The 23,810-nt window shown below is 54.7% G+C and carries 20 protein-coding genes; 8 read left to right on the forward strand and 12 right to left on the reverse strand.

All coding sequences use genetic code 11. The features are described 5' to 3' along the window. Nucleotides 1-3: 3 nt before the first annotated feature. Complete coding sequence (locus RDV48_03315) at nucleotides 4-3,606, reverse strand: protein kinase (GenBank protein MDQ7821805.1); 3,603 nt, start codon at nucleotides 3,604-3,606, stop codon at nucleotides 4-6. Between the two features lie 241 nt (nucleotides 3,607-3,847). On the opposite strand from RDV48_03315, the gene RDV48_03320 reads away from it, so the two are divergent. Further along, nucleotides 3,848-4,489 carry a tetratricopeptide repeat protein gene (locus RDV48_03320; protein ID MDQ7821806.1) on the forward strand — a complete coding sequence of 214 codons (642 nt, stop codon included), beginning with the start codon at nucleotides 3,848-3,850 and terminating at the stop codon, nucleotides 4,487-4,489. Here the strand turns inward: RDV48_03320 and RDV48_03325 are convergent. Beyond that, nucleotides 4,410-4,880, reverse strand: coding sequence for an ATP-binding protein (locus RDV48_03325; protein ID MDQ7821807.1), 471 nt, complete (start codon nucleotides 4,878-4,880; stop codon nucleotides 4,410-4,412). The two genes, RDV48_03320 and RDV48_03325, sit on opposite strands and share 80 nt — an antisense overlap. A gap of 7 nt (nucleotides 4,881-4,887) precedes the next feature. Next, complete coding sequence (locus RDV48_03330) at nucleotides 4,888-6,435, reverse strand: GAF domain-containing protein (protein ID MDQ7821808.1); 1,548 nt, start codon at nucleotides 6,433-6,435, stop codon at nucleotides 4,888-4,890. A gap of 172 nt (nucleotides 6,436-6,607) precedes the next feature. Here RDV48_03330 and RDV48_03335 point away from each other — a divergent pair, with 172 nt between their 5' ends. Continuing rightward, a complete protein-coding gene (locus tag RDV48_03335; protein ID MDQ7821809.1) occupies nucleotides 6,608-7,552 on the forward strand; it encodes a response regulator in 945 nt (314 codons plus the stop codon). On the opposite strand, the gene RDV48_03340 is transcribed toward RDV48_03335, so the two are convergent. Continuing rightward, nucleotides 7,547-9,106, reverse strand: coding sequence for a bifunctional UDP-sugar hydrolase/5'-nucleotidase (locus RDV48_03340; protein MDQ7821810.1), 1,560 nt, complete (start codon nucleotides 9,104-9,106; stop codon nucleotides 7,547-7,549). The genes RDV48_03335 and RDV48_03340 overlap by 6 nt on opposite strands. A 257-nt stretch (nucleotides 9,107-9,363) precedes the next feature. Between RDV48_03340 and RDV48_03345 the strand changes: the two genes are divergently transcribed. From RDV48_03345 to RDV48_03355, 3 genes are read left to right on the forward strand one after another with little or no spacing between them, the layout of a single operon-like run. Continuing rightward, complete coding sequence (locus RDV48_03345) at nucleotides 9,364-13,320, forward strand: tetratricopeptide repeat protein (GenBank protein MDQ7821811.1); 3,957 nt, start codon at nucleotides 9,364-9,366, stop codon at nucleotides 13,318-13,320. Next, nucleotides 13,317-14,222 carry a serine/threonine-protein kinase gene (locus RDV48_03350; GenBank protein MDQ7821812.1) on the forward strand — a complete coding sequence of 302 codons (906 nt, stop codon included), beginning with the start codon at nucleotides 13,317-13,319 and terminating at the stop codon, nucleotides 14,220-14,222. Before RDV48_03345 ends, RDV48_03350 begins: the two co-directional genes overlap by 4 nt. Nucleotides 14,223-14,258: 36 nt before the next feature. Beyond that, nucleotides 14,259-15,011 carry a hypothetical protein gene (locus RDV48_03355; protein MDQ7821813.1) on the forward strand — a complete coding sequence of 251 codons (753 nt, stop codon included), beginning with the start codon at nucleotides 14,259-14,261 and terminating at the stop codon, nucleotides 15,009-15,011. Here the strand turns inward: RDV48_03355 and RDV48_03360 are convergent. After that, nucleotides 15,008-15,388: a hypothetical protein gene (locus RDV48_03360; GenBank protein ID MDQ7821814.1), complete on the reverse strand. Its 381-nt coding sequence runs from the start codon at nucleotides 15,386-15,388 to the stop codon at nucleotides 15,008-15,010. The two genes, RDV48_03355 and RDV48_03360, sit on opposite strands and share 4 nt — an antisense overlap. Before the next feature lie 224 nt (nucleotides 15,389-15,612). Between RDV48_03360 and RDV48_03365 the strand changes: the two genes are divergently transcribed. Both RDV48_03365 and RDV48_03370 read left to right on the forward strand, forming a co-directional pair. After that, on the forward strand, nucleotides 15,613-16,254 hold the full coding sequence (locus RDV48_03365) for a hypothetical protein (protein MDQ7821815.1): 642 nt from the start codon (nucleotides 15,613-15,615) through the stop codon (nucleotides 16,252-16,254). A gap of 16 nt (nucleotides 16,255-16,270) precedes the next feature. Further along, entirely contained in the window at nucleotides 16,271-17,572 is a 1,302-nt protein-coding gene (locus RDV48_03370; GenBank protein ID MDQ7821816.1) for an HD domain-containing protein, read from the forward strand. A gap of 38 nt (nucleotides 17,573-17,610) precedes the next feature. Here RDV48_03370 and RDV48_03375 read toward each other — a convergent pair whose 3' ends face one another. From RDV48_03375 to RDV48_03405, 7 genes are all read right to left on the reverse strand, one after another. After that, nucleotides 17,611-18,318 carry a hypothetical protein gene (locus RDV48_03375; GenBank protein ID MDQ7821817.1) on the reverse strand — a complete coding sequence of 236 codons (708 nt, stop codon included), beginning with the start codon at nucleotides 18,316-18,318 and terminating at the stop codon, nucleotides 17,611-17,613. Nucleotides 18,319-18,344: 26 nt separating this feature from the next. Further along, nucleotides 18,345-18,602: an RNA-binding protein gene (locus tag RDV48_03380; protein MDQ7821818.1), complete on the reverse strand. Its 258-nt coding sequence runs from the start codon at nucleotides 18,600-18,602 to the stop codon at nucleotides 18,345-18,347. Nucleotides 18,603-18,716: 114 nt separating this feature from the next. Next, nucleotides 18,717-19,358, reverse strand: a complete 642-nt coding sequence (locus RDV48_03385) for an HAD family hydrolase (GenBank protein ID MDQ7821819.1) — start codon at nucleotides 19,356-19,358, stop codon at nucleotides 18,717-18,719. 64 nt (nucleotides 19,359-19,422) lie between these two features. Beyond that, nucleotides 19,423-20,121, reverse strand: a complete 699-nt coding sequence (locus RDV48_03390; protein ID MDQ7821820.1) for a (Fe-S)-binding protein — start codon at nucleotides 20,119-20,121, stop codon at nucleotides 19,423-19,425. 27 nt (nucleotides 20,122-20,148) lie between these two features. Further along, complete coding sequence (locus RDV48_03395; protein MDQ7821821.1) at nucleotides 20,149-20,850, reverse strand: GTP-binding protein; 702 nt, start codon at nucleotides 20,848-20,850, stop codon at nucleotides 20,149-20,151. Beyond that, a complete protein-coding gene (locus RDV48_03400; protein MDQ7821822.1) occupies nucleotides 20,847-21,632 on the reverse strand; it encodes an ATP-binding cassette domain-containing protein in 786 nt (261 codons plus the stop codon). The genes RDV48_03395 and RDV48_03400 overlap by 4 nt, the downstream gene beginning before the upstream one ends. A 27-nt stretch (nucleotides 21,633-21,659) precedes the next feature. Further along, nucleotides 21,660-22,094 (reverse strand): Rrf2 family transcriptional regulator, encoded by a 435-nt coding sequence (locus tag RDV48_03405; protein ID MDQ7821823.1) that lies wholly within the window; start codon nucleotides 22,092-22,094, stop codon nucleotides 21,660-21,662. Nucleotides 22,095-22,284: 190 nt separating this feature from the next. On the opposite strand from RDV48_03405, the gene RDV48_03410 reads away from it, so the two are divergent. Further along, nucleotides 22,285-23,805, forward strand: a complete 1,521-nt coding sequence (locus RDV48_03410) for an arylsulfotransferase family protein (protein ID MDQ7821824.1) — start codon at nucleotides 22,285-22,287, stop codon at nucleotides 23,803-23,805. Nucleotides 23,806-23,810: the final 5 nt, after the last annotated feature.

Raw genomic sequence — 23,810 nt, forward strand, 5'->3', positions numbered from 1 at the left:
TTTTCAGGGGAGCCTCGCGCTCTCTTTTTCTATCTTTTTCACCATGGCATTGTTCTCAAGCTTGGTGAAGAACTCTGCCGCCTTCTGGAACAGAGCGGCGGCCTGCTCCTTCTGCCCTTCCTGCCTGAGCGCCCTTGCCTGTTCCAGGGCGATCCTCCCGAGGTCATAAGGCCTTCCCAGTTTTTCCATCTGCTCTTCCGCATTGTGAAGGAGCTGGAGTGCCAGGGAGGGGTTTTTCTCTATCAGGTGGCCGACGGCCTGCAGGATCAGAAGCAGGGCCCCTCCGAGCCTGTTTTCCCCCCGTTTGTTGTGGTGAAGAGCTTCGACGATTCTCTCGCGGGCGCCTTCCAGGTCATCTTCACAGAGGCAGACCTCGGCAAGTCCCACCACAGAGAAAAAGGATCCCCTGAAGAAGCCTTTCACCCCTGAGACGGTCCTGGCCTGCTCGTAATGGAAGCGGGCGTCCTTTATCCTTCCCTTTTTGAGGGCGATATCCCCCTTGAGGAGCTCTGCTTCTGCTGAGTGGGCCCTCGAGGGCGAGCGAGAGAGGGCATCATCGGCCTTCTCTATATGGATAAGGGCTTTCTTGAAGTCTCCCTTGATGGCATAAAGCTTTCCCAGGCCGAGATGGCACTCTGTCAATGGGATTTCATCGCGGTGCCTGAAATACTCCAGGGCGTCCGCCAGGTGGTAATGGGCTCTTTCAAGCTCCCCCGTCTCGCAGCAGAGAACGCCGATATCGAGGGAAAAGAGGGCGCTGTAGGAGGCATCACCGAATTCCGTGGCGTAATCAAGGCCGTCTTCCAGGTAATTCCGTGCCTTGGGATAGTCGCATCCAGGAAAGATAAAAAGCCTCCCGAGCTTTTCAATGATGCGGAGCCTTGTCTTGCTGTCTATTCTGAAATTCAGGATCTTGGAGAGAAATTTTTCTCCCTCGTCCACCATGTTCTGTTCGGTGAAGAGTGACGCAAGTATTTCGCTTGTCTCAATGGTGGCGTCGATATTCCTGAGCTCCTGGGCGATTCTGAAGCCTTCTTTCACGTCCATCAGAGCATCCTCGAAGGTTCTGCCCTCATAATGGCTTATCATGGCGATTTTGCCTCTCCTGGAGAGGAGCTTGCTCCTCCAGATGTTGTCTTTCATGGTCTCATAAGCCAGGGCGTCGCAGATAACCTCTCCGGCCTTTCTATAATCCTTCATCATCATGAGGATATCGGCAATCAGGAAGAGGCATTCCTGTATGGCCGCAAGGTCCCTCTTCTTCTCTGACAGTGCCAGGGCCTGCTTCTGGCATTCCAGGGCTTTTTCCGCCCTCTGCATCCGCAGGTGGATGATGCCTGAGTTATGAAAGCATTTCCACCGTTCCTGCATTTTGTCAGTCCGCCCTCCTATGAGCTCAAGGGCCTTGTCATAATAGCTGATGGCCTGCCCGTGAGCGCCGATGAGGGCGCACTTGTCGGCAGCCCTGATGGTGTAATAAATGGTCCTGTCGTCGTCGCACCCGATGCTGAAATGGGTAAGGAGTTCCTCGAAGTGCCCTATGGGGTTGTCAAAGTGCATCTCCTCTATGAGGGTGCCGATGCGGGTGTGGAAGCTCCTCCTCTCGGTGAGGGGGATCAGGTCATAGAAGGCGTCACGGACCATGTTATGGGAGAAGTAATAGGAGGTTCTCGAGAGATACATCTCCTCAAGGTGGTAGCCGAGCCTTTTCCCCCGCTCAAGCAGGGTTTCGAGGGTTTTTTCCGGGATTCTGCCCATGGCTTCCCAGAGCATTTTCAGAGAGAAGGTCTTTCCTATTGTCGAGGCGGTCTTATATAGTTCCCTCAGGCCCTCGGGAAGCTCTCTGGCCCTCTGCTGCACCAGATCAAAGAGGGAGGAGGGGAGCTTATCCAGATCATCGGGATTCCCGAAAAGGGACTTGTGCTTTATCTGAATGCGCCCGTCAGTGATGAGCTTTTTAATGGCCTCGACTATGTAAAGGGCGTTCCCCCCGCTTTTCTTGAAAAGCCTGCTGAGGAATTCTGCAGGTATGATATCGGTATGGGTCATGTTCCTCACGAGCTGCTCGCACTCTGACTGGGAAAGAGGCACAATCTCCAGTTCCTTTACCTTCTTGTGGGCCAGGAGCTCATGGAGGGCTTCTTCCTGGCCGGGAGTCTCGGGTGCAAAAGAGGTCATGATAAGCACCTTCTCGCCCGAGAAGTGCTCGGCAAGATAGTGGAGCAGGGACAGAGAGCTTGCATCGGCCCATTGGATGTCGTCAATGTGAAGAAGGATGACCCGCTCTCCCGAGATGTTCTTGAAAAAGGAGAGGAAGCTCTCCAGGATCTGCCGCTCCTGCAGGAAAGGCCTGTTGGGGTCCTCGGACTCAATGGCCCTGAAGCCCCTTTCTCCAAGGAGCACAGAGAGAACCCAGTCCTGTCCCATTAGCTCCCTTATGGTCCTTTTCTTGGTAGTGAGGAAGTTCCGCACAAACCTTATGAAAGGATCAAAAGGCGCCCTTGTGAGGTTATTGCAGCGCTCGTTGTAGAATTCCATCCCAAGGAGGCGCGCAAATTCGGCGGCCTCGTTGACAAGCCTCTTTTTCCCCGTGCCGGGAGCTCCCCTTATGATGAGCATCGCTCGTTTTCCGCCGCCCCTGATGAACTCTCTGATGATCTTCTCCTTCTCTTTCCTTTTTACAAGAGGGATGGTAAGAGGGAGTGCCGCTGAAGACGCAGCCAGTGTGCTTTCTTCGACCTCGGGGGATTCCTTGGATACATCAAGGCGCGCGAGTTCATCGAGAAGGTCCTGGCAGGAGGAAAAGCGGTGGGTGGGGTTTTTTTCCAGAAGCTGCAGGACAAGCTCCTCCAGCTTTCTCACGACAGCGGCATTGTGCTTTCGCGGCGGCGGCGGTGGCGACTTAATGTGGGAAAGGAGGATGTCCTCGGGAGAGTCTGCATTAAAAGGAACGGTCCCGGTAAGGAGCTCATAGAGGATGATGCCAAGGGAATAGAGGTCGCTCCTCATATCGCCCTTCTGGCCCATGGCTATCTCCGGGCTTGTGTACCACGCGGCGGCCCGGGCAATATCCATCGTTTTTTGGCTTCCCGGCGGCTCAGGCTTTCTCGGGAAGAGGCCGAAGTGGAGGACCTTGATCTCCTTCTCCTTGCCGATAAGTATGTTTTCCGGCTTGAGTCCCCTGTGGATGAAGCCCCTTTTGTGCAGGTAATTGACGATGGCCGTTATCTCGGTGAAGATGCCGAGGGCTTCGGGCACGGGGATATGCTTTTTCTTCGAGGGGGTCGAGAGGGACCGAGAGGGGAAGTAGTCAAAAACAAGAAAGGGCACGGGCTCTTTCGGATCGGCATCCCTGCTGAACTCATTGACGACAAGCCCCGAGTCAAGCGCATGGACAATATGGGGGTGATCAAGGTCCATATAAGCCCGGAAGGTGCTGTAGAAATTGGAGAAGACCTCGCGGTCTGCAATGCGGCTCGTATGGACGACCTTGAGCGCCACTTCCTTTTCGGTGAGCCTGTCGGTACAATGGAATGTAGTGCCAAGCTCTCCCTCCCCGATTTTTTTCAGGACCCTGTAGCGTTTTCCAAGGATTTTATCTGTCATTCCATTCCCCCCTTGATGGCATAGGCCGGCTTCATCACGGAGTGCTCATGGCCAATCCTCCTTATATTCTCCATCGCAACAGGCTCTTCCTATGCAGGGATGGAGAATATGGGCCCTTTCTTCCATGGGTCATGCGGCCACGGCAGAATGAAGTGCATGGAAAGGGAATAGCGGGCGCTGCAGAGAATGGTAGAACCGCATATTTCAGACTTTTCCGGGGGCTTCCCAAGGAGGACCAGCAATGAGCACAAAATATTCGCTTTTATTCCTTCTCCTCTTCATCTGTGCTCTCAGGATACCCATATCTGCAGCAGAGGAAATGAAAAGCGAAGCATCACCAAGGCCGCCCCACAAGGAGGCTCTCGAGGAGTATCAGAAGGGAAGGGATCTTTACCGCGAGGGAAAACTGGAAGATGCGGCCTCTTGCTACCTGAAGGCCATATCTCTTGATCCCGGGTTTGACTATGCTTATGGAAGCCTGGGGTACATCCGGTATGAACAGGGAAATTATCAGGAGGCTGAGAAGATCTACCTGAAGGCCCTTGAGCTTGCTCCTTCAGATTCTTTTTATCACGGGGAGCTGGCCCTGGTATACCACGCGCTGGGCAAGAAAGATAAAGCCTATCAAGAGTGCGCGAAGGCCCTTGAGCTTGAGCCGGCAAATTATCTCTTCCATTATAACCTGGGCATGATGCAGTCCCTTGACGGGAAGAAAGATGACGCCAGGGCTTCCTTTGAAAAAGCCCTCACCCTCTGCAAAGAAAGGAAAGCCAGAAAAATGATAGAGGAGAAGCTCGGGGGCCTCAAGCTTCGCAGCTTGAAGGCTCCGGGGCATTGGGGTCTTCGAATCCCGGGAGCCTCTTCACCATGCAGAGCGTCGTAAAGGATCCGGGGTTCAGAATATACATCACCTCGTCCATGAGCTCCTTGATGATGTGAATACCCTTTCCCCCCTTGCGCCAGGTCTTCTGCTTGCAGATTCTCTCGAAGTAGTTGGGGTTAAAGGTTCTCCCGCCAAAATCTTTTACCAGGATGATGAGGTTCTTTTCGGTCCTGTGAAACCCTATGATGAAGTCCATGGAGCACGTCGCCGACGAGCCATGCTCTATGGCATTCACGCAGGCTTCATCAACGACAAGCTCAATGTGGAAAATCTCTCTTGATGAATAGCCGAGCTCGGTTGCCAGCCGGTGCACATGCTCTCTGACTACCCGTATGTTCAAGGGGTTGCACTGGAGCCGGAGCTCCACGAGCTTTGTCATTTCTCCGTCCATTGTCACCCTATTCTCCTTTATCGCGGGGCAGGTTTATCACCATGATATCCTTCTCTTCCCTCTTTTCAATAAGGATGGTGCCGCCATGGGCATCGAGGAGGTGCTTCACGAAGGCGCACTCAAGAAGCTGAATGCCTTCCCCGCCCACATGGAGCCTGCAAAGCTCCTCTATGAGCTTGTGGCTTGCAAAGAGATTGGATATCTTCGGCAGCAGATCATCGGGAAGTGAGTTTCTGATAAGAATCTCATAAAAATCGTCTTCCTCGATAAGCTCAACGGCAATGTCCTCCGAGGGAACGACGGAGTGTATGAAGGAGATGATGAGCATTATGGCCTCAATTATCCTGTTGCCGTCCACGTGGACCATACCCTGGGAGTCAGCGACGACGGCATCGATTTTCATCTCCTCGAACTCCTCTTTCGAGAGGAATATGGCTTCCTCAATAAGGTCGTTCAGGCGGTACCTGCTCTTCTCAAGGCGCAGGGGCCCTGCTTCGAGCTCTGAGAAATAATGGAGCTTCTGGACAAAGCTCTTGATGACCTTGACGTTCTTCTCAAGCTCATAGAGCCTCCTGAGGGGCAGCTCGGCATCAACAATCTCCTGTGAAAAGGTATCGATCTCCAGCAGGAGGTTTTCCAGGGGTGCAAAGGTCTTGTAGGTGAGGAGCGTAAGGTACTCAGACCGCATTATCTCCTTGTCCTTGTTCTCCGTGATGTTGCGAAGCACCATCACGGCCCCCTCATCAGCGCCTTCGGGAGTCTTCAGCAGTGTCACGTTGTTTGAGAGGATGGTGTTTTCAGGCTTCATCATCACGATATCAAAGAGGGCGCTCTTTTTCAGGGCTCTCACCTCGTTGAGGAGAAAGGAGAGCTTCTGGTAGGAGGCATAAGGGTGTCGGCTGTCACCTCTGTCCAGCTCGAAGATCGTTCTCGCCGAAGGGTTCATCATCGTGACGTCGCCCTGCTCATTGACGACTACCACGCCGTCTGACATGCTTTTCAGGATGCTCTCAACGCGGTTTTTCTCAGTGGAGATCTGCTGGTAGAGGAGGGCGTTTTCAATGGCTATGGCAGCCTGGTTAGCCATGGCCATAAGGAAATCCATGTCACGCTCATCAAAGAGCTGCTCATCCTTCTTGTTTATCACCTCAATGACGCCATGTATCCTCTTTTTGGTCATAAGGGGTGCGCAAAGGAGCGTTTTTGTGGTAAAGCCTGTCTGTTCGTCGACGCCGGCGAAGAAGCGGGGCTCTTTCCTGGCATCATGGATAAGAAGGGGCTTCCCCGAGAGGGCCACAGTCCCGGCGATGCCCTCGCCGGTCTTTATCTGGACATCCTTCAGCATTGATGCCACTTCCCCTATGGCCACTCTGAAGGTCAGGTACCTCCCGCCGGGCTCGACGAGCAGAAGCGATGATGCCTCAGCCTCCATGATCTCCATGGTCTGTCTGGTAATTGTCTCGAGGAGCGCCGTGAGGTCGAGGGTGGAATTGATGCATGTACAAGCCCCCAGGAGAGCTTTGTATCTCCGTTCGTGCTCTTCTGCTCCGTGCATGGAAAGTGTCTTTCTTTGCTCTTGCCGCATAGTGAAGTACCCTATGAGACTTCAATTTTTTTTATGACTTTCCTGCTTCCTGCCGGGAGAGGGAGGTCCTTCCCACACTCCTGTGGAGGAAAAAGCAGGGGAGCAGGAGAAAATGAAAGCACGGGAAAGGACACAATTCTCCATGGACAGCAGAGTAATTATGGTCGTTGATGATCACGTGGAAGAGCGGATGATGCTCCGTTATATTCTTGAAGCCGAGGGATACCGTGTCCTGGAGGTCCAGGATGAGGAGACTGTCGTGGACCTTGTACAGTTTCACCAGCCTGATCTTATCGTCATGGACCGGAACATGCCGCGCAAGAGCGGCCTGGAGATCAGCCAGGAGCTCAAGGGAAAGATAAGCGCCTCCCAGATTCCCATCATCATGGTGACTGCTGCAGACAAGCTTGATGACAAGGTGCAGGCTTTCGAGGAAGGCGTTGATGACTATATCTGCAAGCCATACGAGCCGAGAGAGCTGCTGGCCCGCATCAAGGCGATGCTCCGTTCCTCAAAAGGGGCCATTGACAGGAATCCCACCACGCTTCTCCCCGGCGCCTCGGCCCTCGAGGAGGAGATCTGCCGGCGCCTCGGAAGAAACGACCTTTTTGCCATCTGCCATGCCGATCTTGACAATTTCAAGCCTTATGCTGATTCTCACGGCTTTTCCCTCGCCAACGACGTGATAAAAATGGTGGGAAGGGCCATCTCGGAGCAGGGTGACCGTTATGCCGCCCAGGGGGTCTTTGTCGCCCACGTGGGAGGCGATGACTTTATCGTCATCTCGCCTCCCGGGCTTTACCAGGCCATCGGGTCTTCCATAATCGGCGAATTTGAGAGGGAGATTGTGAAATATTTCTCCCCCGAGGAGCTCAGCAGGGGGGGGTACAGGGCAAAGAGCAGGGCCGGTGAAGAGATGCAGTTCCCTCTGATGACTATCTCCATAGGGGTAATCACCACCGGGCACCGGCGCTACCTGAACTCCACCGAGCTAGGCGTTGAGCTCAGCACCGCCAAGCGCAAGGCAAAAACACTCAAAAAGAGCAATATCTTTCTCTGGGATCCTTCAGGCCAGGCGGTCTCATGAGGATGGCGAGCCGGTGAGGGTTATTCTCCCGTCAAGCGTGGTGGTGAGAGGCGAGTGCTTCTTCACATACCTGAACCAGGCATCCCTGAGGGTCCCCTTTGTCTTCACCTCACGGGCCGTCTTGAAAGTGGGGTAGCGCGCCTGGTTGTCAGTCACCCCGACGTCGTATTCCCTCTCCGGCTCAAAAGGCGCGCCGTTAATGGTGATGGAGGTGATCCTGCTCCCGTCCGGGCGGCTCCTGTCAACGGTGAAAGAGAAGCCCGAGGGGATCATGATGGCCCTGCTGTCACTGGCATAGCGGCTCTCAAGCTCTTCCTTGAGGTGCTTCCCCTTTATTTTCACTGAGACCACGGCCTCGGTGTTGGGGTAGGAATTAAATAGCTCACGCCTTGTGACTTCCCCTGCAGGGAGCCCGGCACGGAGCATCTTGGCGCTGGTGAGGGCCAGTTTTGTGCCGGCGGCTTCCCTGATCGCGTCGGCCATGTGCTGCCCGAGGGGCGTGGGCTCCGTGAAGGAGTACTTCATTTCGCCCTGGGTGGCTCCCACTATCTCTTTGCCCGCCTTCTCGCCTGCCTCGATATAAGGTTTCAGTATTTTTTCGATCTGGCTGTCGGCGGGGATCTTATCAGCAATGACCGGAATGAGGGTGCTCCTGTAATCGGTGATCTTTCTTGACTCGGGGTCATAGGAGAGGGCGAGGGAGCCTACGTACTCATTGTTGCAGCCCGCCTGCACTATGATGGTGTCGCCTACTTTTTCACCCTGGGGGAGTACCGAGTGGGTGTGTCCCCCTACGATGACATCGATGCCGGGGATTTTTTTTGCCAGTTCCCTGTCATCCTTGAGGCCCAGGTGGGAGACCACGACGATAAGGTCGGCGCCCAGGCTCTTAAGGCGGGCAATCTGGCTTTTTACCGGTTCCTCGGGGCCGGGGAAGGTCATGCCTTCTATTTCCTCAGGCCTCACGTACTCTGCAATTTTCGGCGTGTCCACGCCGATTATTCCCACTTTTATCCCCTTTACCTCCTTCATTATCGAAGGATTGACGAGGGGCTCACCGGTGTCAGTCGCTATGACATTGGCTGCGAGCACCGGTGTGGCAAGCGAGCCGATAAGACCGAAAAGCGCGCTTTTTCCCCATGCGAAATCATGGTTTCCCAGCTCTACAGCATCAAATCCGAGATGGTTGATCACTTCAAGGACGGGTTTCCCGCCTGAGATCTCGCTCTCAAAAGATCCCTGGAGGAGATCGCCGGCATTGAGCAGGAGGCTCCCGGGGTGCTCATCCCTTACCTGCTTCACCACGCTCCCCATATGGGCAAGGCCCCCCACAGGGCTCTCGGCGGAAACGCTTTTTTCCACGTGGGGGCTTATGTTGCCATGCATGTCGTTTACATGGATAATATTGAGCTCCACGGGCTGTTTCTTATTCTCCGACGGGCCTGATGAGAGAGTCACTGCATCGGATGGCTCCTGGGGTAGAGGAGAGGACTCCTTCTTCTTGTGCGGAGGAGTTTCGCGGGGCACATTGATAAAGCCTTGAATCCGTTCCATGGAAAGTCACCTGCTGCCATGTACATTTTTCCATTTTTATTCTAGCGCACCATGAGGTTCAGGGCAAGCACCTTTTTGTTAACATATAGATACCTCGTGGCACACAGGGAAATCAGGGGGAAGGGCGAATATCAAAAAAAAAGAAAACAACAAGAGCCTTCTCCGGAGAAAGAACATCCACCTCTCCCAGGTCATAGTCATAGAATATTTACGGCTCAAAACCTTTTATGAAATCTTGAAAAGTGAGTGCCACTGCCATGGAAACAAAGAAAGAAGGCCTTCAGGTACATGTGGGCCGCCGATTCTCTTTTCTTGTCGAACCCTCCTTTGCCCAGCTTATGTTTAAAAGAAAGATAGAAGCCCTTATCAGGGTCTTCAGGCTGCTGAAGGGTTTTGCCCCTCAGGCCCCCGCCATACTTCTCGATGAATCCCTGGATAATGATGCCTACGTGATTTTATTTCAGGGCTTCAAGGTGAGCGGCGGGAAGGTGCCTCATGGCCATTGGGCAGTGGTAGGTGAGCCTGAGAGTCTCGCCGCTCTTGACGGCGAGGAGCTTTACGAGTCCTTCACCGGAGCTCCCTGCAAGTGGGTGCCCCTCAAAGGCGGCCCTCCCCGTCATGAGGGCTGCCTCTCCTTCAGCGGCAGTGAGCTTATCGCCCTTGACATTTATCAGGCTCTCGAGGGCTGCGCCCCCCTGCTTGTGGAGAAGGCCCATCTCCCGATTTGGATGGAACATCCTGCCTGCCTTGCCCTGAGGGCTGATCTTGGTGAGCTTCCCGATGAGGAGTATTTCCTTGCACTATTTCAGAAGCTTCTGCTCATGGAAGTGCCGCCTCTCTCCGCCCCTGCAGTTTTTGCCGCCATCGGGGAGTGCAGGCAGCCTGAAAGGGGGAATCCCGCCCTTGTGGCGGAGGGCGTCAGGAAGAAGATGTACCGTGAGATTTTGAAAAAATCTCATTCCCGCAGGAGCCCTTCAGTTCCGCTGGCGCTCCGGGAAGAGCTTCTGGCCCCCCTCGCCTCCCTGGTCAAAAGCATGGAGAAAGAGCATTCGCTTTTTGCTGACAAGCGTGTGCAGCCTTTTCTTCTTGCCCTTGGGGAGATGCTCTATGAGCCAATAACCCGCAGGGCCCGTCCTTTACTGCTATGCCCGCCGGGCATGCGCTCTCTTGTTGAGGTTCTTGTGAAGGGCGTCTTTCCCGAAGCCACGGTCCTGGCTTCAGGTGAATGGGAGAAGCCCGGGCGGGATGACCGCCATTCCGACCTGGAGGCTTTCAAGTGGAGCAAAGCCCGCCTGTCCCTTTTTCTCAAGCATCGTCTTTCCGGCCATCACGGCTACAAGGTGGCGCCCCTGTGGCCCGGGTATTTCTGGCTTGCCGCAGCCCGGGGGCTTTTCTCCCAGGCTGAAGGAAGGGAAAAGGAGGCCATGGGGTATTTTGAAGAAGCCCGCGGCGAAAACGACGGATTTTTCCTCTCCCATCACCTGCTCGGTGACTGCTACCTCAGCAGGGGAGCTCAGGACAAGGTCCTCCGGAGCTTCGGGAAGGCCCGGGAATGCAGTGATTTTTACCCTGACATGCTGCTGGAGTGGGGGAAGGAGATTTTCAGCGGGGGTGATGCCTACAGGGCACACCATGTCTATGATGCCATCCTTGCCATTGACAGAGGCAACACCGGTGCTCTCGCGAGTCTTGGGGAGCTTTTCATGGAAAACGGAAGGATGCCGAGGGCCGTCAAGATCCTCAAGGAAGCCCTCTCGCGCTCACCTTACGATATAAGGCCCCGAAGGGTTCTTGGCGAGCTTTTTCTCTCGCGGGGCGACTATGACAGTGCCGAAGAGTGTTTCAAAGAGGCCCTTTCCCTCGATGCCGGCGATGCCTGGTCCCGGTTCGGCCTGGGAATGGTCTGCTACCACAGGGGCAAATGGCGTGAAGCAGAGTGGGAATTCCTGAGAGCTCTCCAGGGGAGCCCCTCTCTTCCCGTGATCTCTTTCAGGCTTGGGTGGCTTTATTTCGAGTCGGGCGACTTTGAAAGGGCAGAGCAGAGGCTCCTGAGAGCCCTTGAGCAAGCCCCCGGGAATGGCGAATTCATGATGGCCCTGGGGATTCTCAACTTTGAATGGAAGCGCTACGACAAGGCGGCACGGTATTTAAGGGAGGCGAGCACCCTTGAGCCCGGGAACAGCAAGACCCGTGAGCTTCTGGCGCGGTCCCTCATAAAATGCGGGAGCCTCGATGAAGCGCTTGAGGAATATGACAAGCTCATGTTCATCGCCCCGGGCGAGGGGCGCTATGCCCATGGGAAGGCGGTCCTTCTCCAGGAGATGGGAAGGGGCGATGAGGCCCACGGGCTTCTCGAGGAGGCAGTGAGAAAGTCGCCGCAGTGGGCCCCGGCCTATGGATCACTGGGATGGTCATGGTGCGAGAAAAGCGAGATGAGAAGGGCTGAAAGGTTCTTTCTCCAGGGGCTCTCCATAGAGGGAGGTGAGCCCCTCTGCCTTTACGGCATCGGGAGCCTCCGGTATTTTCAGGACCGCATTGATGAGGCGGAAAGGTTTCTGAAGGCCTGCCTGAAAAGTGCTCCCCACTCCGATGGTGCCCTCTTTCTCCTCGGGAAATGCAGCAGGCGCAGGGGACAGACCAGGAAAGCCCTCAGCTTCATGGAAAAGGCCCTTGCCCTCAAGCCCGGAAATGTCTCCTACCGTATGGAAGCGGCGGCTCTCCTCAGGGAGGAAGGGTCGCACCGCGAAGCCCTCGCACTCATTGAGGAAGGCCTTGTCATCTTCCCCGATGAGCGTAATCTGCTTCTCTCCGCGGCGCAGGTATGCCGGAAGCTTGGCCTTGGCGCCGAAGGCGAGAAACTCCTCCACAGGGGGCTGGAGCTTTTCCCCGGTGAGTGCGATTTTTACGTGGAGCTCATGCTCCTCTATGAAGAGGAGGGCAATTTCAGGCGCCTGAGCCGCCTTGATGAAAAAATAAGGGAGCATATCTCAGGAACCTGGACAGGGAGAGCCCTCCATGCTTTCGTGCTGATGGCAGGTGGTGAGTGCAGGGAGGCACTGGCGCTCTCCCTTGGGCTTCTTGCGGGGGCAGGGGAGGACACCAGGAGAACGCTCCTCCACTCCTACCTTGCCGCACTCTCGTATCTCTTGAAGGACTTCCCCGGGTCCTGGCATTATGTGAAAAAGGCTGAAGAGGAGAGAGGAGAGGAAATCCTGAGGGACTCCTTTGTGGGCGAGCTTTACGAGATAATGGGGAAAGGCCATCTCTTTGAGAAGCGCTGCCTTAAATATCTTGACGGGCACTACTGCGACACCAAGGTGATGAAGAGCCTTGGCGAGTACTACCTGATGAAGGGCGAATGGGAGAAAGCTTCTCCCCTCCTCAGGAAGGTCTACCGCCTCGAACCCCGGCTTTCAAGAATTCACCACCTTGCAGGCGAGCTTTTCCTCCGCCATGGAAAGTATCGCAAGGCTGAAAGCGTTTTCCAGGCAGCCATCAAGGCCTTTCCGTTCTCTCCCGACCATTACATGAGCCTGGGACAGCTCTACTATGACATGGGGAGGCTTGAGGAGGGCCTTATCGCCGTAACCCGCGCAGTGGAGCTTGCTCCCCCGGCGGTGGCCTCCTTCTACCGGTTCTGTCTTGCCGTGCACCGGCAGGCAGCGGAGGAGGCGGTAGAGCGCTACGGCAGCCTCAATGATGCCATGCGCGAAAGCACCCAGGCGCTCCAGTACCTGGCTTCATCACTTATGGAGATGGAACGGTACGAAGAGGCCCTTGAGGCGATGGAGAGAGGAAAATTGGGGCTTGTGGACCGCTACCTCAAAGGCGAGTGGTATTATGCCCGGGCCCTCATTTACTGGCTCCGCGGCAGCCTGAAGGAGGCCAGGAAATCACTCCGCAAGGCGCAGGCGCTCTCTCTTGGCGTGGGAAACGCTTTGCTTTCCCGGGGATTTCTGCTCTATCTTGAAGGTGCATCTTACGAAGCGGAAGAGGCGGTGAAGCAGGTGGTGAACTCGCGGCCTGCCTTTGTGGAGGCATATTTCCTGCTGGGCCTCATAGCCCAGCAGGCGGGTGATAAGAGGAAAGCAAGTCGCTGGTATGGAAAAGCTATACAAATCGCCCCGGGAAACAGGCGCTTCTGCAGATCGCTTGAAAGCATCTCCCCGCGGGTCCGGCGGCATGAAAAGGAAGGAGTGAAGTGCGCCCCATGATGAACATTGACAGGAAAGTCTGGGTGCTCCAGGGATATTACCAGATGGTGAAGATTCTGGAGGAGCTCGATTACAGCACGGTATATCTCGCAAGAGACGTGGAAAAGGGCACCGAGGAATTCGCCATCAAGGAAGTGATGCTCCATCACGAGTCAGAGGAGAGCCTTAAAAAGGGCCTCAAGCATTTCGAAAAGATCATGTTCAACTACATGGACATTTTCTATCCTTACCTTGCAAATATCCTGGACTTCTTTTATGAAGACGGCTACGAGTACATCGTGATGCGTTTCGTGCCAGGAAGACGTCTCCAGGAAATTATTGACGTGAGGAATGAGCCTTTCAGTGCCGCCGATGTGACCGACATAGGCATCATGATTGCCAGTGCCCTCCATTACCTTCATTCAAAACAGCCTCCCATATTTTTTGCCGACCTTTTCCCCTCAAACATCATTATCACGCCCAAGGGGGGACTGGAGCTCACTGATTACGGCCTGGGCAAGATACTTGCGAGGAGGCCTCCGGGCATGCCCCTCCGCGGAACGAAGGCCTATGCCCCGCCGGAACAGTACGGCTCAAGGGCGGTAGTCAATGCTGCAACTGATGTGTACGCCATGGGGGTGGTGCTTCACCAGCTGGCATCGGGTCATCGTCCCAGTGAATTTGAAGGGCGCCTCCCCCCGGTGAGGGAATTGAATCCGGCCGTTGATGAGCGGCTTGATCAGATAATCACCCAGGCCACGGAGCCCTCGCGGAGCGCCCGGACCGCATCGGCAAAACAAGTGCTCCGTGAGCTCTCGGCCTTGAAGGGCGGCAGCCCTCTCGAGGAGGAGACGCCGACGGGCAAGTCGCAGATGAAGCTCTGGCTCTCGAGAATACTCAGCAGGAGAAAGTTTGAGATGTAAGGGGCCTTTTCCCGGGGGATAGCAAAGATGAGCGTGATGGCCAGACTTCTGGAGCGCCTGAGAGGAAGAGAGCTCACCTCCCAGGAGCGTGAGAACCTGGGAGAGATAGAAAGAGAGATATGTACCCCCATTGCCGTGTGGTCCCTTATCAGCATAGTGCTTTTTTGCCTTCTGGCCTCAACGGAGTGGCGCTTTGTCGGGGAAGCGATGCTCGCCCTCGCCCTGTACCTTGTCTATGGCGCCATGAAGATCAGGAGGGCAGGCAGGGAGAAACTCCACGCCATTGAAGAGCTTCTCAGGGGCCGGCAGATTCTCTTCCGGACGGATATGGGAAGGAAGATTGCCCGCCAGTGCGTGGTAATTTTTTCGGTGACCGCCATTTTCTTCTCCTGCCTCGTGATAATGAACGCGGCGGTGTGGAAAGTGCCTCTCTGGGGGAGGTTCCTTCTTGCGTGGGGAAGAGCTTCCACGGAACTCAAGGTCGATCTGCTCGCCATCCTGTTCTCCGCCCTCATGTCAGCGGTGGTGATTGTGCTGGGAATTCTGAGGGTAGCGCAGATGAGCAACATCATAATCACCGATGATGGCCTCCTGATTAGTGATTCATTCTTCTCATGGAAAGAGATCCAGGCAGCCCACGTGGAGTACTTCTTCGGAAGGCCCGTTGACCTGGTGGTAGAAACCTGCGGGGGATCGAGGATCAGGATCCAGCTCTCACGGTTTCACATAGGGAGAGAGAAAGCCGATGAGCTTGTGACTCTCATCAATGCCCGCTCAAGGCACTCCTAGCGGGGGGTGACGACGATCTTCTTCTGCCCTTCATTGAGGGTAATAGAAGCTTCCAGTACCTTCTTTGCATCGTCGAGAGGTATGTACTCCACATCATCTTTTTTCAGCAGGATGGTCTGGCAGCTCTTTTTTAAGACGGTGAGCACTTTCTTCCTCTCGTCGTAAGAGTATTTGAGGTCCATTTTCTCCGCCAGAAGCGTGAGGGGAAGGTAATAGACCGAGTCCTTCTTGATATATTTGCCCACCACCTCGTCCTTGAAGAGTACCTGGGGGAGCAGGAGCTTCCCCGGGGGTTCCGGCGGCGAGGGATCCTGTGCCTGTGCCTTGAGGCCCAGGCACAGGGTGAGGATGACAATTGCGCAAAGATACCGTGTCATAGAGATCACTCCTTGCATAGTCTGGAGGAGATCTTTCTCTTTCCCCGGCGGAAATCCCTCCTCATTGATTTTTAGGGGGCTTTGTGGTATAGTATTCCTGTATTGGAAAGTCTCCAAAGGATAAGGGGCTTTTTCTTTTATACTCAGGAGCATCAATGATACTGCTGTGATAAACCTGAGCCACAGGGTTTACTATATGCATAAGTATAAGAGGAGTGAGAGCGGTGAGCAGGGAGGAAACAGGGCAGGGAGGCCAGGACACCGGCAGGCCCAAGGTGGGCGCTGACCTCAGCCAGGCGGATTCCTGGATCGAGGAGCATTTCAAGCCCAAGGAAGACGGCACTTTCAAGGCCTCGGAGGTCTCAGAGGATGATCTTCTCAAGGCAAGGACAAAGAGAAAGCGTTTTGACGGCGGCATCACCAGCGAGCTGAAGACCATATTCTTCCTTTTTCTCACTGCAGCCCTGGCCCTTATCGCCGCGGGGCTCTACTTTATCCTCGTGGAAAAGAAGGTTAATATCTCGATATGTGTTTTTATCGGCGCCCTGGTATTGCTTGTGCTGCCCGTGCTCTACGGTTTATCCAACAGGAACAACTTTGTCGTCGTCACGCCCGAGTGCCTCATGGTGGGCCGCGGTGAAGCCGTGAGCTCCATCGTCTGGAGTGACATCACCAGCGTGAGGGAGTCAGGTGCGAAGCGGCGCACTTTCCGCTCCGTCACTCTTGAGGACAGGACGGGCCGCAAAATCAACATCAGCAGCGTGGTATTTCCCAAATATGATCTCTTCCTGGGACTTCTCAGGATGGCCAAACGGTTCTACGAGGAAGGCGGAAAGAAAGGTAAGAAGAAGCAGGAGAGGGATTGAAGTGAGGAGCATACCGATGAGCAAAAAGATGGAAGAAGGATTTCTCAAGATTCTGAAAAGGATAAACACGGCCCATAGCGATCTTCGCGAGACGTCCCGCGAGATCATGGAGTTTATGATAGATGTGTTCGGCGCCGACAAGGCAGAGATTGCCGTATTCAGGGAAGATTTTGACATCCATACCATGGAGCTCACCGAGGAGGGGGCTGTGAGGTTCAGGCTCAAGTGGGGTTACCGCAGAGAGCAGTGGAAAATGCTCGAGGAGTCGGGGATCCTTCTCTTGAGCACCCGCTTTGCCCTGGAGTTCAAGGAGTCAAAGGTGGTGACGGATACCAGTGAGGAGCAGGAGGAGGCCAGGAAGCTCTCCGACTACCTGGGCACCGGGTCGTGGATGAATTACATTCTCGTGTTAAACGAGAAGGTGCTGGCCAACATCCACCTGGACAAGAAAGAACATGGCTATTACCGCAAAAAGGATCTCAGGAGGCTCGAGTACCTCTCGCAGCTCCTCGTGACAGCCATCAACCTCTCGCAGATGTGGGAGCGGGAGCGCACACTCATGATTAATTTCATCCAGTCCCTCAACAAGGCTCTCGAGGTGAGGGATGAATACACGGCAGGCCACGTAGAGCGCGTGGGCTTTTATTCCAGGGTCCTCGCTTCCACGGTGGGGATGAGTGATCAGGAGATAGAGCATGTCCAGACGGCGGCAATCCTCCATGATATCGGGAAAATAGGAATCGCTGACAGTGTCCTCAAGAAGAAGGCGGGGCTCTCGTGGGAGGAAAAGGAGGTCATCCGCAAGCATGTGCCCCTCACGGACGAGATTTTTGAGAACCTTCACCACCTTGACGAGGCCCGGAAAATTGCCCGCTATCACCATGAGACCTTTGACGGGAAAGGGTACGTCATGGGCCTTAAAGGCGAGGAGATCCCTGTAGGTTCGAAGATCCTCGCCATCGCCGATGCCTTTGATGCAATGACGAGCGACCGCCCTTACCGGAAGGCCTTCACCGTGGAGGAGGCCCTCACCATCCTTAATGATCCCAACATCACCCAGTGGGACAAGCATCTCATAGGCCTCTTCGACAGCTTTCTCCACGGTGATGAATTCCTCAGGCTCGCCGAGGAGCGCGGCATGATAAAATACACCGATGAAGAGAGAATCTTTTACGACAGGGAATCATCGATTCTGCGCTTCAGGGACCTCGGGAAATTCTTCCAGGGGACTCCCACCTTAGAAGCCCGCTTCAGGAAAAAGAAAAAGATGGGCCGGGGCGGGAAGATAAAAATATCAGAGGTAAGCCGTATACGGTAACCCTCTGATAGTATCTCCGCTCTTTTTCCATGACGCCGCTATGCGGGCACCTTTGCCTTTACTTCAATGAGCTCCTGGGTGAAGAGGTTGTGGCCCTCCATCACCGTTGACTGGAAATTCGAGGTAAAGCTCGAGTTGATCATTGATTTCACCAGGAAGCCTTCCTTGTGGGCAAAAAGGATCTCTCCCGTGGTCTTGATTGAGTACTTGATGGTATTGACACGGTCCGGCGCAATTATGTCAAGGTTTGCCTCCTCTGAAGCCACGCTTATCTTTGCGCACTGATAGGTTCCATGGGTCTCGAAGCCCTGGAGGGTGAAGGTGCGCATCTGCCTCACGGGTTGAGGAAGGCCGGGAAGCTCCACGTCGGTGCTGTCCTGCCAGGTATCGCCTTCCTTGAGGGCGCCGTCGGGAAAGTTCACGATTCCCTGGAATCCTATTCCCGATGCCTCAAGAATGATGCCCCTGGTGTCCATGAGCACGTAGATAATCTGCTTTTTATTAAGCACGCCTATCATCTGCGCCTCCATGGGGATTGAAACGGGGGTGCTTCTGTAGATGATATGGGCCTTTTCCCCGTCCTCTATCTCAAGAATGCGCTGATCAATCTCGATTTCCCACGCAGCATTCTGCGTGCCGATGTCCCTCCCCTTTTCCAGGTCCCTTGCCTTGTTCTTTATCTCTGTTTTTGAGCGGTATGTGATGACCTGGCCCTTGTCAAAGAGATTCCTGAGAATGACTTCCATCGTGTGCTCTCCTTTCGTAGCGAACCCTACTTCTTTTTTCTCTCCTTGGCGTAATCCACCTTGAGTTTCCGCGATGAAAACTCGTAGTTGTTGAACTTCGCAATGGCCTCACCGGCCTCCTCGTCGGCTGAGAACTCGACGAAGGCAAAGCCTTTTGAGGCTCCCGTCGAGGGGTCCCGGGCGAGCTTCACTTCCGTGACTTTTCCGATGCCGGAAAAAAGCTCCTCTATATGACCTTCCGTGAGTTCATAGGGAAGATTTCCCACATATACTTTTCTTTTCATGATCTCCTCCCGATGCAGAGTTTCCTTTAGGTAGTTCTCACACTGGAAGATATTATCCTTCTTGGTGCCCTCCCCGGTTCCCCCGGTATGGGCACTGGCGTCAAGAGGGGGGGCTCATTGAGGGAAAATGCTCCCAATGAGAGGGACGAGTTCCCAAGGGGACCTGACTGAATGGTCAGGGGCAGCCTTGAGGAGCTTTTCCAGGGTGTTCCACCCGTAAAGAACGGCAATATTTTTTATGCCAAGGGCTCTTGATGAGGTGATGTCCATCACCGTGTCGCCGATCATTACCGCTTCATGGGATTCTCTGCCCAAGGTGGTGAGGACAAGCCCGATCTTGCTCTTTTTCTCGCTGGTCCCCTCGTCACCTCCCGAGATCAAGGCGAAGAGGTTTTCGAGTCCCTCAAGGGAAAGCTTTTTCCTGATATCGCTGCTTTTTGTAGTCGAGGCGATGGCAAGGGTATAACGGCCCGCCATGTCGGCGATGACTTCTTTTATGTCGGGGAAGAGAGGGATGGTATTGTAGTCGGTGAGGGATGCCTGGTACTCAAGGAGGGCCGGGATGTCCTCTTCAGGGAAACCAAGGTTCAGGAAGTTGTTTTCCCAGGCTGAGTCATACCATTCCCGGAATTCCTGGAGGGTGCCGCAGGGGAAGGTCCGCCCGAAATGCTCTGTCATGAGGCGGTAATTCCTGAAATAGAAGGGGCATGAGTCTACTATGACGCCGTCAAAATCAAAAATGACCAGTCCTGCCATGGAACCACCTTCCCCGGAGTGAGTAGTGTGCAGGTACTTCGTGGCGCACCGGTAAACCCCTTTTTCAGCCTATCCAGAGCCCTTCAAGCCTCACCTGGATCCCCTCGGCCGTCTTGCTGAGGTAGTTGACGAGGCCGCTGTGGCGCCACTGGAGCATGCACATCCTGGGCTGGAAGTAATAGCGCATCCCTATCTTTATCTCTGTGCGCGTCTCATGGATCAGTCCCTCGTAGCCCTCGGCGGAGTAGTACCCCAGGTCCTTGTAACCTTCGCTTCGCGGCTTGAGGGGGCCGGTGACGCACCAGACGATGACTCCCGTGGTGCTGTCCACGTTGCTCACTATGCCGCAATGGGTGATGGGGCAGCCGCATGACATTCCCAGAGGCCTCCCGATGAGGGTGTCACCGATTTGCACGGAGAGCTCCCTCGTCCTCATAGGATTCCGCGGGATTATGATCTCACGGGGTCCCGGGTCCTCGGGAAAATGCTCAAGGTAGAAATCAAAGTCCCTTCCCAGGCTGTCGCGCCATTTTTCGGCGCTCTCCGCATAGAGGTATCTCCCGTCACCGGCGGGGCTTGCTTCGGCAGGGGCGGCAGGGCTTTTTACGGTTTCTTCCGGCTTTACCGAGAAGCTTTCCTTTGAGAGGTGGATGCAGCGCTTGATAAGGTCAGGTTTTTCATCAAGCTTCTCCGAGAGATCGCTGCAGAGCCTGTAGCCGCACAGCCCGCAATCCAGCCCCGGAAGTCCTTTACGTAGCTCCATACGAGTGCTCCTTTCCCCTGCTGTTCTTTATTCCCCACGGTAAAACATCTGGTTTTCCAGCGACCGCACGACGCCAAAATGCGACTGCCACCCTATCTCCTTTTTCCCCACGCAGATCGTGCAGGTGCCGACAGGGGGGCTTCCCCTCAGCAGCAGGAGCTGCCCCGCTTCAGGCGTTGCAATGAGGGCTTCCACAAGGGGATCGATGCCGATGCCGTGGAGGGCGTTGACTTCGCGGATCCTCACCTGCGGCGCCACATCCTGTATTCTTGCCCTGAAGACCTCCCTTTCCGCCTGGGAGACGCGGTCCACCTTGGTGACGACGGCTATATCAGCCAGCGAGAGCATAGGCCCCACCTTGAGGGGGAGATTGATGCCGCTCGTGGCTTCAAGGACCATGACACCCAGCCCCCCGTCCACGTAGGGAGAGCACCGCAGGCAGAGCCCTGCCGTCTCCACGAGCAGGATCGCGCAGCCTAGGCCCTCGGCCCATTTTATCGCGTCCCCGAGGACCATCACGTTGCAGTGATCAGGGCAGAGCTCCCCCGAATAGACCTTCCTGGTGGGGATACCGTAGTCCCTTGCTATCTCTTCATCCTCTTCTGCGTACTGCACGTCAACCTTCAGATATGCCGAAGAGCGGCCCTCTGCTTTCAGCTTCCTGATGAGGTGCTTCATCACCGCGGTTTTGCCCACGGTGGCAGGTCCTGCAAATATTGCCAGTTTCATGCGAGTCCCTCCATATCTGAGACTGTGAGCCTTTCGCCGAACCGGATCTTCTCACGGAGCACCGCGAGGATATTGTCGAGCTTGATGACGGTGTGGAATATTTTCTTTTCCTCCTCGTCGGCCTCAAGAATCTTCATGATGGCGCCGTTTTTCATCACCACCCTTATATCGGCAAGGAGGGAGATTCTGGGATCATGGGTGACGAAGACAAAGATCTTCCGGAATTTTCTCAGGAGCTCCAGGGCCTTGGAGCGGTTGATCCCCGCGTTTTCCACCTCGTCGAGGAGTATGACGGGAGCCTCGCAGAGTATGGTGGCATCGGCGATGAGAAGGGCTCTGGTCTGCCCTCCCGAGAGCTCTGTCATCCTGTTGTCGATGATGATGGGCTCGCCGGTGAGCTGGTTGGCAAAACCGAGGGTTCTCTCCACTTTTTCCGAGACACAGGTTTTGTCATGGGAGCGGATCCGTGCGTGGGTTTCGAGAAAGTCCTTGACGGGAAGGTCGGAAAGAAATGTCGTGTGCTGCGTGATGTGTGCCACAGGGTGCATTGAGGGATCATCACGGAATTCAGGCGGCGCCACGAGGCCATTGATGAGAATCTTCCTTCCCGTGGGCGTGGTGCCGTCGGCAAAAAGCTCAATATCGTTGATCAATGTCGTTTTCCCGGAACCTGTAGGGCCGACAATGCTCACTACCGTGCCCATTTTAAGCTCAAGGCGCTGTACAGGCTCGATCTCTCCTGATTTGTTTTTGCCCCCCAGTATGGTGATGGTGTCAATCATGGCAGTACCTCTCTTTCCGGTGCGTCTTTACACTACGTCGGCCAGGGTGGTGCACTCAAGCTTTGATGCCACCATATCCCTTATTCCCCTGAACAGATCCACAAGGGCCCGCTCCTTCTCTATAGGCGTGCGCCCATAAAAATACACGCTTACTGATTCGGTAGGAGCAAGGGCCCCGTCGATCAGTCTTATGATTTCCGCGATGGTGATGGATTCTCTCCGCTTCGCGAGGCGGTACCCCCCGCCATGGCCCTTGCTGCTCTTCACATAGCCCCCTCTCTTGAGGGTAAGGAGTATCTGCTCCAGGAACTTGGAAGGGATATGCTGCGAGTCTGCAATGGTTTTTACGGAGATAAAGGCGTCGTCACCGCAGCGGGCAAGGTGGATAAGGGCCAGGAGGGCATATTCACTCTTGTTGGTGAGCTTCATGGAATGGTCCTCAAATATGACAAATCCTATCATATTTATAACATATTTTTGGAAATAGTGCAAGAGCCGAAAGTACCCGGCAAGGCGGGAAATTCACAGGAGAATAATTATCAAAAGTTACTTGTAAGGGTAATGCATTTCGTGTATAATGAAAAAGATTGAATCATTCTATCTTGAAATCATCTAAACCACTATGAACGTACCACTTTTCCAGAAGCCCTTCATGAAAGTGGTCTTCTGGATTTTTCTTGCCGTTTCACTTGGGCTGGGAATATATTACCTTTCAGGCGCCGGCTCTGAGAAGGTTGATTTCGGAGGAAATGCAATCGAGACCAACGTGGCTGAAGACCCGCCCGTAGAGTTTACCGCCACCCTCCCAGGATATGGTGATCCCGGTAACACAACGCCTGAGCCCACGGAAACACCGGGGATTCCCAGGAAGACTCCCAGGGCCACGAAAAGCCCCAAGGCCTCCAAGTCCCCCCAGGGAGGGCAGAACCAGATCCTGACCCTCCCCTATCTGTCACGGGTGCCCATTGCGGTCAGGGACAGGGGCAAATCGGGCGTCATGACCTATAAGGAAAAGGAATGCTACGACGGCCTCAACCTCTATGCCTCCAAGTGGAGAAGCGAGGCCCGCCTCATGGACATGCGCGGTAAAGTAGTCCACCGGTGGGCCATCGATTCCAACAATGAGTGGCAGAATACCGTAGTGGACCCCCAGGGCAACCTTTACTTTCTGGAAGTGGGTGTCAGGGTGGGAAAGCTGGACTGGTACTCCAATTATCTCTGGACAAACGACCGCGAATTTCACCACTGGATTGACATAGCCAAGAATGGCGATATCTACACACTAATATGGGATAAGTACGAGCTCCAGTATGACAACAGGCTCGTTCCCGCCCTCACAGACTTCCTTGCGGTGCTCTCACCGAAGGGGGAGATGAAAAAGGCCATTTCTGTCTACGAGCTGCTGGGCTCCCAGATCCCCAAGAAAAGGCTCAAGACCCTTTCCGAAAGCGTCTATATGACTCAGCAGAACATGCCGCCCATGCCCGGAGGCGACTTTGATCTCTTTCACACCAACACCATTGTGAAAATAGAGCGGGACATCCCCGGCCTGTGCAAGAAGGGTGACATGCTTATCTGCGTGAGGCAGCTTGATACGGTCGCCATTGTCGATCCCGACAGGAAAAAGGTGCTATGGCAGTGGGGCCCCGGGGTGCTCAGCATGTCCCACAGCCCCGTGCTTCTTGACAACAATAATATTCTGGTCTTTGACAACGGCACGGTGGAGAAGCATTTCAGCAGGATCGTGGAAGTCGATCCCTTTACCAAGAAAATTGTCTATGAATACAAGGGAAATCCCCCTCAGGACTTCTACACCGTAGAAGCCGGAGCGGTGCAGGCACTCCCCAACGGGAACATGCTCATCACCGAGTCCAACAGAGGGAAAGTCTTCGAGGTCACAAGGAGCGGGAAAGTGGTGTGGGAGTTCTATAACCCCGATATAGAAAGCAACCAGCGCTCCACCATCTTTCGCATGACAAGGCTTGACAAGGCATTGTCCGAAAAGCTTCTCAAGAAAGTGAAAAAAGACGAATCATCAATGCCGGGGCAGCAGATGCCGGGGCAGCAGATGCCGGGGCAGCAGATGCAGGGGCAGCAGATGCCGGGGCAACAGATGCCGGGGCAGATGCCGGGACAGCAGATGCCGCCGGGACCGGGACCCGGGGGATTTTAAGCGCG

It is taken from the genome of Candidatus Eremiobacterota bacterium, from assembly GCA_031082125.1.
Classification (GTDB): Bacteria; Vulcanimicrobiota; CADAWZ01; order CADAWZ01; family Ess09-12; genus Ess09-12.